The organism is Haloferax sp. Atlit-10N (assembly GCF_003586325.1).
GTDB classification, from domain to species: Archaea; Halobacteriota; Halobacteria; order Halobacteriales; family Haloferacaceae; genus Haloferax; species Haloferax prahovense.
The window spans coordinates 1,094,572-1,107,357 of record NZ_PSYX01000001.1; the positions used below are offsets into that span (position 1 = coordinate 1,094,572).

A 12,786-nucleotide genomic window follows, 5' to 3' on the forward strand; every position below is an offset into this window, starting at 1 on the left:
GAGTAACCACTTTTTCGCGTGCTCGGCCGCGTTCGGCCGGGTTCGCCTCATTCGCGGCCGGTCAGTGACGACGCCCGAAGAGGGCGTGCACGGCCGAGAGCGAACGACTTACCCGCCGCCCGCGCGAAGGCGGAGCCATGTACGGGGTCGTCACGCGCAACGAAGAGGAAGTCGACTGGCCGGAGTTCGACCGCGGCTTCTACGAGGTCAAGGACGTCACCGGCCGGGCGGCCGAACCGCTGTCGAACGCCGTCAACATGATATCGTGTTTCGGCGACAACGCCGCCGCCAACGAGAGCCCCGAGTTGGTCCCCGTCGACGGCGAGGGGAACCCGGCGACGCGGGACCGAACGTACTTCGACTGGGCGTACATCTGCCCGACGAACGAGAAGTACCGCGCCGGTCTGCTCGAAATCGTCGAGGACGCCGCCGCGGCCAACGGCGACGTTCGCCTCGACGACGTTGGCTTCCCGCGCGACGAGTACTGCCGGTGTGACCGGTGTACCTCGCAGTTCGAGGCGTGGGCCGCCGACCGCGGCCGCGACGCCGACGACGAGGACGCCTGGTTCGAGTGGCGCGCCGAGGTCATCACCGACTTCGTCGCCGACGCGGCCGAGCGCGTCCCCGGTCGCCTGTATCTCACGCTCTATCCCGACCCCTATCCGGGCCACCTCTACCGCCGCGCCGGCCTCGACGTCGAGGCGCTCTCGGCGCACGTCGACGAGTTCGTCGTCCCGCTTTACGACACCAACTACGGGACGACCTACTGGCTCGAAACCATCGCCCGCGGCTTCGTCTCGCTTTTGGAGCCCTACGACGTCGACTTCTCGCTCGAACTGTACGCCGTGAACGTGGACGTGGACGACCTCATCCACGCCATCGAGGTCGCAGACGAGTACGCGAAGGACGTGCTGTTCGGCTACGACGCGAGCAACGCCGCCGCGACGCTCCGCCGGATGACCGCCGACGGCTCTCGCGGGAAGACCTACCACCCCGAAGACGCGACCCGCTGAGCCGGCCGCTGTTCGCCGTCCCGAGCCGCGGGGACGGTCACGGGTGCCCTCGGGAGTGTTCAGAACGCGCCGGCGAGGTAGCCGATGACGACGATGCCGAGGAGGAAGACGAGCGCCGCGAACGCGAACAGGGCGAACATGAGTCGCCGCTGTCCGCTCGTCGGTTGTGCCATGGGCGTTCTCCGGACCGCACCCACTTATGATAGTCGGCGCTCCGGACGGTCCCGTCCGGGCGGGCGGACTCCGGCGGCGAAAAAACGGGGCTCTGCGCGGGTCGGCTACGGGACGACGTAGCCGCCGTCGACGACCATCGGGTGGCCGGTGACGAACGAGGCGTCGTCGGAACAGAGGTAGACGACCGCGCTGGCTATCTCCTCGGGTTTGCCGAGGCGGCCGATTGGCTCGTCTTCGACCAGTCCGGCCCTCGCCTCGTCGTTGCCGGCGGTGAATCGCTCTATCATCGGCGTCTCGATGACGCCCGGACAGACCGCGTTGACGCGGACGTTCTCGGTCGCCACTTCGAGCGCGGCAGAGCGGGTCAGCCCGATGACGCCGTGTTTGGCGGCGTAGTAGTGCGCGAGGTTCGCGCCGCCGGTCAGTCCCGCCACGGAAGACGTGTTGACGATAGCGCCCCCGCCGTTCTCGACGAGGCGCGGAATCTCGTACTTCAGGCCGAGGAACACGCCGGTCAGGTTGATGTCGATGACCCGCTGGAAGTCCTCGATGGACAGCTCGGCGATGGGCCCCGGCGTCCCCTCGATGCCCGCGTTGTTGTGCGCGAAGTCGAGGCCGCCGAACTCGCTTACCGCCCTGTCGACGAGGCTCGCCACGTCGCTTTCCTTCGAGCTATCGGCCTCGAAGAAGGCGGCGTCGCCGCCCTCGCTTTCTATCTCTCGGACGACCTGCTCGCCGGCGTCCACCTGCACGTCCGAGAGCGCGACCATCGCGCCCTCCTCGGCGAACCGGAGCGCGGTCGCCCGACCGATACCCGACGCCGCGCCCGTGACGAGCGCGACTTTCCCATCGATTCCCTTCATGATATCACCACGACCCGCCGGCCGCGTGGGCTGCGCGGTCGTGCGTGCCAGTAGGTGTCACTCGGAAATAACGCCTCTTCAGGGACGCGTGACGCTCTCGCGGCCGAGAAAATAGTGTTTCGTCCGCTCTCTCCGACCGACGGCTCAGTCGAGGTCTTCGATGGGCTCCGCGTTGCCGAAGTACGGGTCGGGCCCGTCACCGGGGGCCGCCCAGTCGACGGCGTTGTCGAGGACGGTCCGAACCTCCTCCTGCTCGTAGATGGGGTAGGTCTCGTGGCCCGGCCGGAAGTAGAAGACGCGGCCCTTGCCGCGGGTGTAACAACAGCCGGAGCGGAACACCTCGCCGCCCTCGAACCACGACGTGAAGACGAGTTCGTCCGGCGCGGGGATGTCGAACCGCTCGCCGTACATCTCGGCGCGGGGGACCTCGAACGACTCGGGGAGGCCGTCGGCGATGGGGTGGCCGGGCTCGACGACCCAGACGCGCTCTTTCTCGCCCGACTCGCGCCACTTCAGCGAGCAGGTCGTCCCCATCAGGCGCTTGAACGGCTTGGAGTAGTGTCCCGAGTGGAGCACGAGCAGTCCCATCCCGTCGCGGACGCGGTCGACCACGCGGTCGACGATTGCGTCGTCCACCTCGTCGTGGGCCTTGTGTCCCCACCACGCCAGCACGTCGGTGTCGTCGAGAACCGACTCGGTGAGGCCGTGTTCCGGTTCGTCCAGCGTGGCGGTCTGCACGTCGTAACCCGCCTCGCGGAGCCCCTCGGCTATCGTCGCGTGGATACCGTCGGGGTAGATTTCGGCGACCTCGTCGTTTTCCTTCTCGTGTCGGTACTCGTTCCAGACGGTGACGGTGACCATACTCCCGCCGTCGCCGGGCGGCGACAAGTATGCACCGACAGCGAAATGCGCCGAAGGCGAGGGCGAGGGCGGCCCGTGGCGGTCCCCCGCCGAGTCGGCTACTTGCCTTCGAACTCCGGTTCCCGCCGGCTCATGAACGACTCCACGCCCTCGGCGTGGTCGTCGGTTCCGAACATGACCGCCTGCGCCGACGCCTCGTGTTCGATGGCCGCCTCGATGGAGTCGTCGGGGCGGCGCAGCAGGCGCTTGGAGGCGGTGAGCGCCTTCGTCGGGCCGCCGGCGATGCGCGCCGTGAGGGCGTCGAGTTCCGCCTCGAACTCGTCCTCGTCGGCGACGCGGTTCACGACGCCGAGTTCCAGCGCCCGCTCGGGGCCGAGTTTCTCGCCCGTGTAGACGAGTTCCATGGCGACGTTGCGCCCGACGAGTCTGGGAAGGAGGTACGACAGCCCGGAATCGACCGCGAGGCCGACCCGGCGGAAGCCGAAGCCGACGGAGGCGTCTTCACGGAGGAGTTGGAGGTCGCAGGCGATGGCGAGCGCGCCGCCCGCGCCCACGGCCGGGCCGTCGATGGCCGCGACCGTCGGCAGGTCGCACTCGTAGACGCGGCGCACGCAGTCGGCGGTGTCGCGGACGACGTGGTCGACCGCCTCTGGGAGCGTCATGGCGTCGGCCTGTAGCTCCAGCATGGCGTTCACGTCGCCGCCGGCACAGAACGCGCCCGCCTCGTCGCTCCCGCGGAGGACGACACAGCGCGTCTCGTCGGGGAGCGAGCCCAGCGCCTCGCGCACGCCGGCGGTGACTTCGACCGTCAGCGCGTTCCGAACCGCCGGGGCGTCCAGCGTCACCGTCGCCACGCCGTCGTCGAGCGCGAGCCGTACCGCGTCGGAGTCGAGTTCGACCTCGGTCATCTCCCGGTTCGACGTGCAGAACCGTGAAAAACGTTTGGACCGTGGAGAGTTGAATCGTCGCTGACCGGCTCAGGAGAACAGCGCGGACACGTCGATACCGAGCCCCGGGGCCTCGGGGACGCGCATCCGGCCCTCGCGCACGGGTGCCGGGTCGACCGCGAGGTCGGAGTCGAGGAGCGAGGCGGTCGCCAGCCCGTGGGCCCGGTCGCCGGGGAGCGACGCCGCGACGTGGAGCGCGCCGAGTCGGGCGACGACGGCGTCGATGGTGGTCGTGACGACGACGTCGACGCCGGCGTCGTGAGCGCGAGCCGCGAGGTCGCGGACGCGGTCCGGGCCCCCGAGCGCCATCGGCTTGCAGACGAGCACGTCCGCCGCGTTCGAGGCGAGCGCGCGTTGCGGCGGGACCGCCGCCAGCGACTCGTCGAGCGCGATGGGCGTGTCGTGGAGCCGCCGGAGGACGGCGTGGCCGTCGAGTTCGTCGGCCGGGAGCGGCTGTTCGAGGTAGTCGAGGTCGAGGTCACGTTCCTCGACCGAGTCGAGAAAGCGGTCGGCGGTCCAGCGGTCCCACGCGGCGTTCGCGTCGGCCCGCAGCGACACGTCGGGACCGACCGCCTCGCGGACGGCCCGGAGACGCGCCACATCGTCGGTCGGGTCGCGCGCGCCGACCTTCAGTTTGAGGCAGTCGTACCCCGATTCGACGGCGGTCTCGGCGGCCTCGACGGTCGCCTCGGGACCGTCGTCGCCGAGGGTCGCGTTCACCGGAAGCGAGGTGTGCGAGTCGGTGGCTAGGGACGCGGCGAGCGGTCGGTCGGCGGCGCGAGCGCGGGCGTCGGAGACGGCGAGCGAGACGGCGTGTCTCGCGGCGGGCGCGTCTGCGAGTGTCCCGTCTTCCAGTGCGGACTCGGGATTGGCGTCGGCCACGGCGTCGCCTTCGGCGAGGTCGGCGAGCGCGTCGCGGCAGTCGGCGAGCGACTCGGTCCAGCCCGGAAGCGGCGTCGCCTCGCCGACGCCAGTCTCGCCCGCAACGTCGACCGCGACGAGAAGTCCCTCGCGGCGCTCGATGTCGCCCTTGGCGGTCGAAAGCGGCGTTTCGAGGTCGACGGCGAACTCGCGGAGACGCATCGTCACGCGAGGACGAGGCCGACCGAGAAGAGGACGGCGTAGAGGGCGAGGAGTTTGCCCGTGTCTTCGAGCGCGGGGTTGAGCTTCTCGCCTTTCGTCTCGGTCACGACGGTCCGCGCGATGCGGGCCGCGACGGGCATCGAGAACATGGGCAGGAGGACGAACCAGTCGAAGCCCGCGCGGGTCCACAGGTAGGCGGGGACGACGTAGGCGAGCGCGAGCATGGCGACGTACTCGGCGCGGGCGAAACCGTAGCCGAACCGGACCGCGAGGGTCCGCTTGCCCGTGGTCGCGTCTTCCTCCTTGTCGCGGACGTTGTTCACGACGAGGATGTTCGTGGAGATGGCCGCGATGGGGAGGCTGGCGAGGACGGCGACGGCCGTGACGGTCCCCTCCGGAATACCGACGGTGAGCGGGGCGGCGAGGACGCTCGCGGCCTGCACGTAGAAGGTTCCGACGACGGCGACGAGGCCGAAGAAGACGAAGACGAACAGGTCGCCGAGACCGTGGTAGCCGAGGGGGTACGGGCCGCCGGTGTAGGCGATGCCCGAGGCGACCGAAAGCAGGCCGATGACGAGGATGGGCACGCCGCCGACGTAGACGAGGGAGGTGCCGAGGAGGACGGCGGCGGCGAAGGTGAGGTACATCGCCCGCTTGACCTCGGCCGGCGGGATGAGCCCGCCCGCGGTGACGCGGGTGAACCCCTCGCGGGCCTCGGTGTCCGCGCCCTGCACCGCGTCGTAGTAGTCGTTGGCGAAGTTGGTCCCGACTTGGATGAGAAGCGCGCCCACGAGCGCCGCGAGCGCGGGGAGCGGGGCGAACAGGTCGGCGTGGACCGCGACCGCGGTGCCGACGACGACCGGCGCGGCGGCCGCCGGGAGCGTCTGCGGCCGCGACGCCATCACCCACGCCCGCCTGCGAGAGATGTCCTGCGTGCTCATTGTCTGCATACGAGGGCCGAAGCAGTGAGTAAGTTCCTATCCGAAAGCGCGCGACGCCGAGGCGGTGGGTGGGAGACGGCGGCCCCCCGGCGTGCGCGTCGGCCCCGACGAGGGAGAGCGCCCCGACGTCGGCGACGACGTGGTCATCGCCGTCGCCGACGGTGAGGTGTCGATGACTCGCTATTCGGAGTCGGAAGCGGAATCAGCGGCGGGACCGGAATCGGCGGCGACGCCGAGATGATCGGCGAGTCGCTCGCGACCGCGCTCGGCCCGAGCTTCGACCGCTTCCTCGGAGATGTACATCTCGCGCTGACGCTCCACGTCGGCCTCGCGGAGTTCGCGGAGTCGCTCCTCGGCGAGGTCGCAGTCGTCGGGGACTCGGCTGTCGAACCGCTCGCGCCAGTCGTCGCGGGCGGTCTCCTCGCCGGCGAGTTCCGATTCGGGACGTATCCAGTCCCAGTGATGCGCGAGGGCCTCGGGATACCCCCGTTCGAGGCGGTGGTCGGTGATGACCGACCGGCCGACGCGCGCGCCCTGTCCGGCCGACATGATGGCCTGCACGTTGACCTCGCTCACCGGCGCGGCGACGTACAGCCCGTCGATGGCTGTCCGGCCCTCGATGTCGGCGTAGTCGCGGTCGAACTTCGTCCGCGTCTCGCCGTCGTACTCGTAGGTGACGAACATCTCGTCGTCGTCGAGCGGTTCGAGGAAGTCGCCGCCGTAGCGGGCGGCCGCGATGACCCGCCTCGCCGTGACGGTCTCGCCGTCCTGCGTCGTGACCTCGAAGCCCGGCCCGGCGGCGTCCGCGGTCTCGGTCCCGTCGCCGCCGGCGGGTTCGACCGCCTCGACGAGCTCCGGAACGAGGTCGCAGCCGGCCGCCTCGACGTGGTCGTGGATGAGTCCGTAGAACGTCTCGACGTCGACGCCGCCGGGGAAGCCGAGGTAGTTCTCCAGATAGGCACAGCGCTGGAGCGACGACCGGCCGCGGTCGAAGACGACGGTGTCGAGACCGTACCGACCGGTGAAGACGCCCGCCGAGCAGCCCGTCGGCCCGCCGCCGACGATGGCCACGTCGTAGTCGAACGCCGCCGTTTCGGGGTCGGTCGCTGTCGTCGTCGCCGTCCCCTCCGAGCGCTCGGCGTCCGCCATCTCAGAACTCCCCGTTGACGATGTCCGCGACGCGTTGGCGGTCGAACAGTTCGGCGTCGCCCGTCACGTCGCCGAACACGTCGGGGTACAACTGCTTCGCGGCGCGCTCGGTCAGGAACAGGTTGTGAATCGGCCCCTGGAACAGGTAGCCGCCGCGGTAGACCCGACCGTTCTGGACGGCCGCCAGTTCGCCGCCGACGGGGTGGTCCTCCATGTACGCGAGGACGGTGTCGCGGAACTCCTCGGGCGTCTTGCGCTCGTGGCCGCGGACGAGAATCACGTCGGGGTCGATTTCGAGGAGGTTCTCGTAGTCGAGTTCGCCGCGGTTGGTCGTGCTGAGGTTCTCGATGTTGGTCCCCGAGAGCGCGTCGGTGACGCCGAGGTCGTTCCACTGCTTTTTGCTCGTGCCCTTGTCGTTGAGGCGGTACGGCGAGAACGTCTCGGGTTCGGTCGTCCCTTCGAAGGTGAGAAAGACGTTCGGGCGCTCGTCCGCGGGCGGCAGTTCCGCCTGTATCTCCGCGATGAACTCGTCGTGGAACGCCTCGAACGCCTCGTAGCGGTCCTCGCGCTGGAACACCTGCGCGACCTTCTCGAACGCCTCGTAGAGCGTGTAGTAGCGGTAGTCGTGCCAGCCGTCCGACCGGCGGAAGACGAGGTTGCCGACGAACGGGGCGACGTTCTCCGCGATTTCGTCCACGTCGGCTTGGTCCCAGTCGAACCAGTTGATGAGCATGTTCGGGTCGTAGAGGTGGACGTCGTTGTCGAGTTCGTAGAACTCCTCTTTCGTCCGGACCTCGGGGTACGCCTCGATTTGCTCGCGGTCGACGCTCACGCCGGGGAGTTCGTCGTAGACGTAGGTGTAGTACCGGCCCGCGCCGCCGACGCCGGTCAGCCCGTCGCCGACGCCGAGCGCGACGGCCATGTCCGCGTAGCCGCCGTCGTAGGCGGCCCACGACTCGGGAACCGAGTCGAACGTGACCTCGCCCATCGGCTCCATCGTCACCGAGTACGAGGAGTCCGCCTCGGTCGTCTGGGTCTCCGTCTCGGCGCTCGTTTCGGTGGCTGCCTCGGTCGTCGTCTCGGCCGCCGTGGTCGTCTCGTCACTCCCCGACGAGTCCGACGTACAACCGGCCAGCATCCCGGCACCGAGAGCCGTGCCGCCGTACCGAATGTAGTTGCGTCGCGTGAGTCCCTCCTGCCCGGTGGATTTCTCTTCCATGGGGTTTAGGCTAACCTAAATGTATAAGAGCGTTCCTATTTTTCGGCCGGCCTAAACCTTGGCGAGGCGACGTGTTTCGGCCCGACGGGAGGGGCCGCATCGCGGTTGCGGGTCCGGCGTCCGGCGAGAGCCGGGGTCAGGCCCTCAGTAGTGCCACGGGTAGTCGCGGAAGCGGGGTTCGCGCTTTTCCAGGAAGGCGTCGCGGCCCTCTTGGGCCTCCTCGGTCATGTAGGCGAGCCGGGTCGCCTCGCCGGCGAACACCTGCTGGCCGACCATGCCGTCGTCGGTCATGTTGAAGGCGTACTTGAGCATGCGCATGGCCGTCGGCGACTTCTTCGTCATCTCGTCGGCCCACTCCAGCGCCACGTCCTCTAGCTCCTCGTGGGGAATCGCCTCGTTCGCCATGCCCATGTCCACGGCCTCCTCGGCGGAGTAGGTCTTGCCCATGAAGAACACCTCGCGGGCCTTCTTCTGGCCGACCTGCTTTGCGAGATACGCGGAGCCGAAGCCGCCGTCGAAGGAGGCCACGTCGGGGTCGGTCTGGAGGAACTTCGCGTGCTCCTCGGAGGCGAGCGTCATGTCGCAGACGACGTGCAGGGAGTGGCCGCCGCCGACGGCCCACCCCGGCACGACGGCGACGACGGGTTTGGGCATGAAGCGAATGAGCCGCTGGACTTCGAGGATGTGCAGGCGACCGGCTTTCGCCTCGCGGACGAGCGGGTCGTCGGAGGCGCCGGCCTCGTCGTCGTCGCGGTACTCGTAGCCCGAGCCGCCGCGGACCGACTGGTCGCCGCCGGAACAGAACGCCCAGCCGCCGTCCTTCTCGGAGGGACCGTTGCCGGTCAGGAGGACGCACCCGACGTTCGCGCGCTTTCTGGCGTCGTCGAGCGCGGCGTAGAGTTCGTCCACGGTTCCGGGTCGGAAGGCGTTTCGGACCTCGGGGCGGTCGAACGCGATACGGACCGCCGGCACGTCGACGGCGCGGTGGTAGGTGATGTCGTCGAACTCGTCGGACCCCGGGACGGGCTCCCAGCGGTCGGGGTCGAAAATCTCCGAGACCATACCGAGTGGCGGCGCGGGCGGCGCAAAAAGATTCGCTTGCGGCGATGGTTCGGGGCCGAGTCCCGCCGCGTTCTCCGCTCGGCCCGGAACTATTTGTCAGTCGGCGAACTACTCTCGCGCATGTCGGCCGCGACCAGCCTTCTCGTCAGATTCGTCCACATCGTCGGGATGGCGCTCGTCTTCGGTGGCGCAGTGTTCGCGTGGACGACGCTCAGAGCGCCCGGTTCCGGGACCGAGGTCGCGGGTGACTCGGCCGGGGTCGTCGGCGACCCGTCGACTCTCGCGACCACCTACGAGTGGGTTTTCTGGGCGGCGATGGGCGCGATGGTCGTCACCGGCGTCGGCAACCTCGGCGCGCTCGGTCCGCCCGGCCCGTCCGGCCGCTGGGGAACGATACTGACGGTGAAGCTCCTCGCGGTGACCGCGTTCGTCCTCGGGTCGTTCGTCCGGACGCTCGTCGCGCTCAGGCTCCGACGAGACCACCCGGTGGGTGCCGGGCGCTCGCTCCTCGCGAAGAGCTACGGCGCGACCGCCGCCGCGCTTCTCGTCCTCGTCGCGCTCGCGGAGGTGTTGGCGCATGGCTGAGACCGCCGCCGGCCGCTTCGAGGCGTGGGTCGTCTCGTCGTTCAATCTCGTCGTCCTGAGTCTCGTCGGACTCCTCGCGGCCCACGCGAGCGGCGCGCTGGAAGGCGAACTCGCCAACTTCGGGACGCTTCCGGGCGTCGCCGCCTTCGCCTACCTGTGGCTCCTCACCGCGGCCGCGACCCGGTGGGCGCTGGCGGGCGGCGGGCTGGCCGACCTGCAGGACGGCCTCCGCGGACTGTGGCGACTCGTCCTCCGCGGGTTCGCGGCAGGCGCGCTCATCGGGGCGGCGTTCCTCCTCGGGGTGCTCCTCGTCGGCGCGATTCTGAACGGAGCCCCGCTCCTCTCGTTGGCGTTCATCGCGCTCATCGGCGTCGCGGCCGCGAGCGTCGTCGGCGGAGTCATCGGCGGCCTGTCTGTCGTCCTCGACGCCGGCTGTTACTGGGCCGCCGGGCGACTCGTCGGGCCGTGGGCGAAGTCAGATGTCTCGGACGACGCTTCCGACGCGGGGGGCTAGTCTCGAAGCGGACCGCGCGGACTCGTCAACCACGACGCCAGTCCGACGAGTACCGCGGCCGCGATGCCGACGAGAAAGGCGGTCGTTCCGGCCACGGAGCCGTAGGCGACGAGCCCCGTCCCGACGACCGCGGTCGCGAGCGACCGGCGGCGACCCATCGACTCGGGGTAGCCGCCGGCTTTGAACCGCGCGAGCCCCCACGCCACCACGGCGACGAGCGGCGCGAGGCCGAGGCCCGTCAGGGGCCGCTGGACGACGAACCAGAGGACGGGAAAGGCGACCACGACCGCGACGAGCGCGAGCGTCCCGCGGCGGCCGAGCGCCGGGGGATAGCCGCGCTCGGCGAGGTCCGAGAGAAGCACCACGCCGAAGACGACGGTCGCGCCCGCGAAGACCCCGGCGAGGGGTTCGTACGCGACGACGGTCGCGTAGGCGAACGCGAGAACGCCGAGGAACCCGGCGACGGCGTAGACGCTGCCGCGGTACTGGCGGAAGAGTGCGGAGGACATGTCGCCACGATTCGGAGCGCGGGGGAAAAGTCAGTCGGTCGACTGGTTCGGTCGGTCAGTCGGACAGTCGCTCTCTGGCGCGCTCGGCGATACGCTCGCGTACGCGGTGCGAGTCCTCGGCGTCGGTACGGACTTCGATAACGTCGGTGCCGTCGGTGGCGACCGACTCGGCGTAGGCGTCGCGGAAGTCGTCCGGGTCGACCGACGCGAACGAGAGGTCGTAGAGGTCCTCGGTGGCCGCGAAGTCGAGGCCGTGGGGCGTCTTGAACTGGTCCGTGAAGGGCGGTTCGTACTCCTCGATGGGGAGCATGTGGAAGATGCCGCCGCCGTCGTTGTTGACGAGGACGATGGTCGCGTCCACGCCGAGGCGACCGAGCGCGAGCAGGCCGTTCATGTCGTGGTAGTACGCGAGGTCGCCGGTCAGGAGCGTCAGGTGGTCGGTCGCCGCGGAGCCGGCCCCGAGCGCCGAGGAGACGATGCCGTCGATGCCGGACGCGCCGCGGTTGCCGAGGACCGTCCGGGACTTCGTCGAGGGTCGCGCGAAGCGGTCGAGGTCGCGGACGGGCATGGAGTTCGAGACGAACAGCGTCGAGGGCTCGGGCGCGAGGTCGGCCACGTCGGCCGCGAGCCGGCCCTCGAAGGCGTCGGTCTCGTCGTCGACGAAGCTCCAGTAGGCGTCCTCCGCGTCGGTCCACCGCGCGTTCCAGCCCTCGTCCGGGCGGTTGCGGATGAGTTGCGAGAGCCGCCACGCGAGCACCGAGGGCTCGGCCTCAACGAGGTCAGTCGCGCCGAACTCGGCCTCGCGCCAGCGGCCCGTCGGGTCGACGAGGTACTGCCGGGCGTCGGTGCGCGCGAGGTACTTCCGGAGCGCCTTCGAGGTCGGCGACGCGCCGATGCGGACGACAACTTCGGGGTCGGGCCAGTCGGCGGTGACGCGCTCGTCGAGGTAGGCGTCGTAGCCGCCGAGGACGGTCGTCGTCCGGGTGTGACCGCCGAATCGGAGCCCCGAAAGCGGGTCGGCGACGACGGGGAAGCCGGTCGCGTGGGCGAACGCGGCGACGGCCTCGGCGTTGAATCCCGGCGGGTCGGCGGGACCGGCGACGATGAGTCCGCGGTCGACCGCGAGGTCGTCGGCGAGCTTTCGGAGGTGGTCCTCGGAGAGTTCCGGCGCGCCCGCGGTCGTCTTGACGTAGGGTCGGCTCCCGCTCCGGCCGTCGAGCGCCTCGGGGTCGAGGTCGGCGGGCACGTCGCCCTCGACGTACGTCGGTTCGAGCGGCTTTCTGAAGGGGAAGTTGAGGTGGACGGGACCGGCGTCGACGCCGGTTGCCTCGGAGACCGCGCGGCCGGCGGTGGTTCGGAGGCTCCGGAGCTTCCTGTCCGTGGCCTCCGGTTCGGGCATGTCCTTGTACCAGCGGACGGCGTCGCCGTAGAGCTTCTCTTGGTCGACGGTCTGGTTGGCTCCGCTGTCGCGGAGTTCCGGCGGTCGGTCGGCCGTGAGGACGAGCATCGGCACGCGGGCCTGCGACGCCTCGATGACCGCGGGGTGGAAGTTGGCGGCGGCGGTGCCCGAAGTGCAGAGAATGGGCGTCACCTCGCCCGTGCGCCGGGCGCGGCCGAGCGCGAAGTAGGCCGCCGAGCGCTCGTCGAGGTGCGAGAACGTCTCGATGTCGTCGTGGCGGTCGAACGCCTCCGTGAGGGGCGTCGAGCGACTGCCGGGTGCGATGCACACCGCGTCGATGCCGGTGCGTGCCAGTTCGTCGGCGAAGGTCCGTGCCCAGAGGGCGTTTCGGTTCGGTGCTGTCATCTCGTCTGGGTCGTCAAATCGGATTGAATCGAGTCGAGTCGAAGTCGGTCGTCAGCTACGAT

13 protein-coding genes are annotated in these 12,786 nt (G+C 69.8%); 3 read left to right on the top strand and 10 right to left on the bottom strand.

What is annotated here, in order from left to right:
• Positions 1 to 137 precede the first annotated feature (137 nt).
• Positions 138 to 1,013, top strand: a complete 876-nt coding sequence (locus C5B91_RS05725) for a hypothetical protein (RefSeq protein WP_049968448.1) — start codon at positions 138 to 140, stop codon at positions 1,011 to 1,013.
• 278 nt (positions 1,014 to 1,291) lie between these two features.
• On the opposite strand, the gene C5B91_RS05730 is transcribed toward C5B91_RS05725, so the two are convergent.
• From C5B91_RS05730 to C5B91_RS05765, 8 genes are all read right to left on the bottom strand, one after another.
• Positions 1,292 to 2,050, bottom strand: a complete 759-nt coding sequence (locus C5B91_RS05730) for a glucose 1-dehydrogenase (protein ID WP_008093301.1) — start codon at positions 2,048 to 2,050, stop codon at positions 1,292 to 1,294.
• Between the two features lie 144 nt (positions 2,051 to 2,194).
• Positions 2,195 to 2,911: a ThuA domain-containing protein gene (locus C5B91_RS05735; protein WP_004977044.1), complete on the bottom strand. Its 717-nt coding sequence runs from the start codon at positions 2,909 to 2,911 to the stop codon at positions 2,195 to 2,197.
• A gap of 98 nt (positions 2,912 to 3,009) precedes the next feature.
• On the bottom strand, positions 3,010 to 3,819 hold the full coding sequence (locus C5B91_RS05740) for an enoyl-CoA hydratase/isomerase family protein (protein ID WP_115819213.1): 810 nt from the start codon (positions 3,817 to 3,819) through the stop codon (positions 3,010 to 3,012).
• Positions 3,820 to 3,888: 69 nt separating this feature from the next.
• Positions 3,889 to 4,941 (bottom strand): o-succinylbenzoate synthase, encoded by a 1,053-nt coding sequence (gene menC, locus C5B91_RS05745; protein WP_115819214.1) that lies wholly within the window; start codon positions 4,939 to 4,941, stop codon positions 3,889 to 3,891.
• Between the two features lie 2 nt (positions 4,942 to 4,943).
• Entirely contained in the window at positions 4,944 to 5,882 is a 939-nt protein-coding gene (locus C5B91_RS05750; RefSeq protein WP_115819215.1) for a 1,4-dihydroxy-2-naphthoate polyprenyltransferase, read from the bottom strand.
• Between the two features lie 180 nt (positions 5,883 to 6,062).
• Entirely contained in the window at positions 6,063 to 7,031 is a 969-nt protein-coding gene (locus C5B91_RS05755; RefSeq protein ID WP_049968449.1) for an NAD(P)/FAD-dependent oxidoreductase, read from the bottom strand.
• A 1-nt stretch (position 7,032) separates the two neighbouring features.
• Entirely contained in the window at positions 7,033 to 8,250 is a 1,218-nt protein-coding gene (locus C5B91_RS05760; protein WP_115819216.1) for an ABC transporter substrate-binding protein, read from the bottom strand.
• Positions 8,251 to 8,394: 144 nt separating this feature from the next.
• A complete protein-coding gene (locus C5B91_RS05765) occupies positions 8,395 to 9,312 on the bottom strand; it encodes a 1,4-dihydroxy-2-naphthoyl-CoA synthase (protein WP_115819217.1) in 918 nt (305 codons plus the stop codon).
• A gap of 120 nt (positions 9,313 to 9,432) precedes the next feature.
• Between C5B91_RS05765 and C5B91_RS05770 the strand changes: the two genes are divergently transcribed.
• Positions 9,433 to 9,897, top strand: coding sequence for a hypothetical protein (locus tag C5B91_RS05770; RefSeq protein ID WP_115819218.1), 465 nt, complete (start codon positions 9,433 to 9,435; stop codon positions 9,895 to 9,897).
• Positions 9,890 to 10,411, top strand: coding sequence for a hypothetical protein (locus C5B91_RS05775; RefSeq protein WP_115819219.1), 522 nt, complete (start codon positions 9,890 to 9,892; stop codon positions 10,409 to 10,411). The genes C5B91_RS05770 and C5B91_RS05775 overlap by 8 nt, the downstream gene beginning before the upstream one ends.
• Here C5B91_RS05775 and C5B91_RS05780 read toward each other — a convergent pair.
• Entirely contained in the window at positions 10,408 to 10,920 is a 513-nt protein-coding gene (locus C5B91_RS05780) for a hypothetical protein (protein WP_049968453.1), read from the bottom strand. The two genes, C5B91_RS05775 and C5B91_RS05780, sit on opposite strands and share 4 nt — an antisense overlap.
• Before the next feature lie 55 nt (positions 10,921 to 10,975).
• Positions 10,976 to 12,724, bottom strand: coding sequence for a 2-succinyl-5-enolpyruvyl-6-hydroxy-3-cyclohexene-1-carboxylic-acid synthase (menD, locus tag C5B91_RS05785; protein ID WP_049968454.1), 1,749 nt, complete (start codon positions 12,722 to 12,724; stop codon positions 10,976 to 10,978).
• Between the last annotated feature and the right edge of the window lie 62 nt (positions 12,725 to 12,786).

Bases quoted from the DNA above. Each gene is read 5' to 3' on its own strand.
- C5B91_RS05725 (WP_049968448.1), top strand. From the start codon at position 138: ATGTACGGGGTCGTCACGCGCAACGAAGAGGAAGTCGACTGGCCGGAG.
- C5B91_RS05730 (WP_008093301.1), bottom strand. From the start codon at position 2,050: ATGAAGGGAATCGATGGGAAAGTCGCGCTCGTCACGGGCGCGGCGTCG.
- C5B91_RS05735 (WP_004977044.1), bottom strand. From the start codon at position 2,911: ATGGTCACCGTCACCGTCTGGAACGAGTACCGACACGAGAAGGAAAAC.
- C5B91_RS05740 (WP_115819213.1), bottom strand. From the start codon at position 3,819: ATGACCGAGGTCGAACTCGACTCCGACGCGGTACGGCTCGCGCTCGAC.
- menC (WP_115819214.1), bottom strand. From the start codon at position 4,941: ATGCGTCTCCGCGAGTTCGCCGTCGACCTCGAAACGCCGCTTTCGACC.
- C5B91_RS05750 (WP_115819215.1), bottom strand. From the start codon at position 5,882: ATGAGCACGCAGGACATCTCTCGCAGGCGGGCGTGGGTGATGGCGTCG.
- C5B91_RS05755 (WP_049968449.1), bottom strand. From the start codon at position 7,031: ATGGCGGACGCCGAGCGCTCGGAGGGGACGGCGACGACGACAGCGACC.
- C5B91_RS05760 (WP_115819216.1), bottom strand. From the start codon at position 8,250: ATGGAAGAGAAATCCACCGGGCAGGAGGGACTCACGCGACGCAACTAC.
- C5B91_RS05765 (WP_115819217.1), bottom strand. From the start codon at position 9,312: ATGGTCTCGGAGATTTTCGACCCCGACCGCTGGGAGCCCGTCCCGGGG.
- C5B91_RS05770 (WP_115819218.1), top strand. From the start codon at position 9,433: ATGTCGGCCGCGACCAGCCTTCTCGTCAGATTCGTCCACATCGTCGGG.
- C5B91_RS05775 (WP_115819219.1), top strand. From the start codon at position 9,890: ATGGCTGAGACCGCCGCCGGCCGCTTCGAGGCGTGGGTCGTCTCGTCG.
- C5B91_RS05780 (WP_049968453.1), bottom strand. From the start codon at position 10,920: ATGTCCTCCGCACTCTTCCGCCAGTACCGCGGCAGCGTCTACGCCGTC.
- menD (WP_049968454.1), bottom strand. From the start codon at position 12,724: ATGACAGCACCGAACCGAAACGCCCTCTGGGCACGGACCTTCGCCGAC.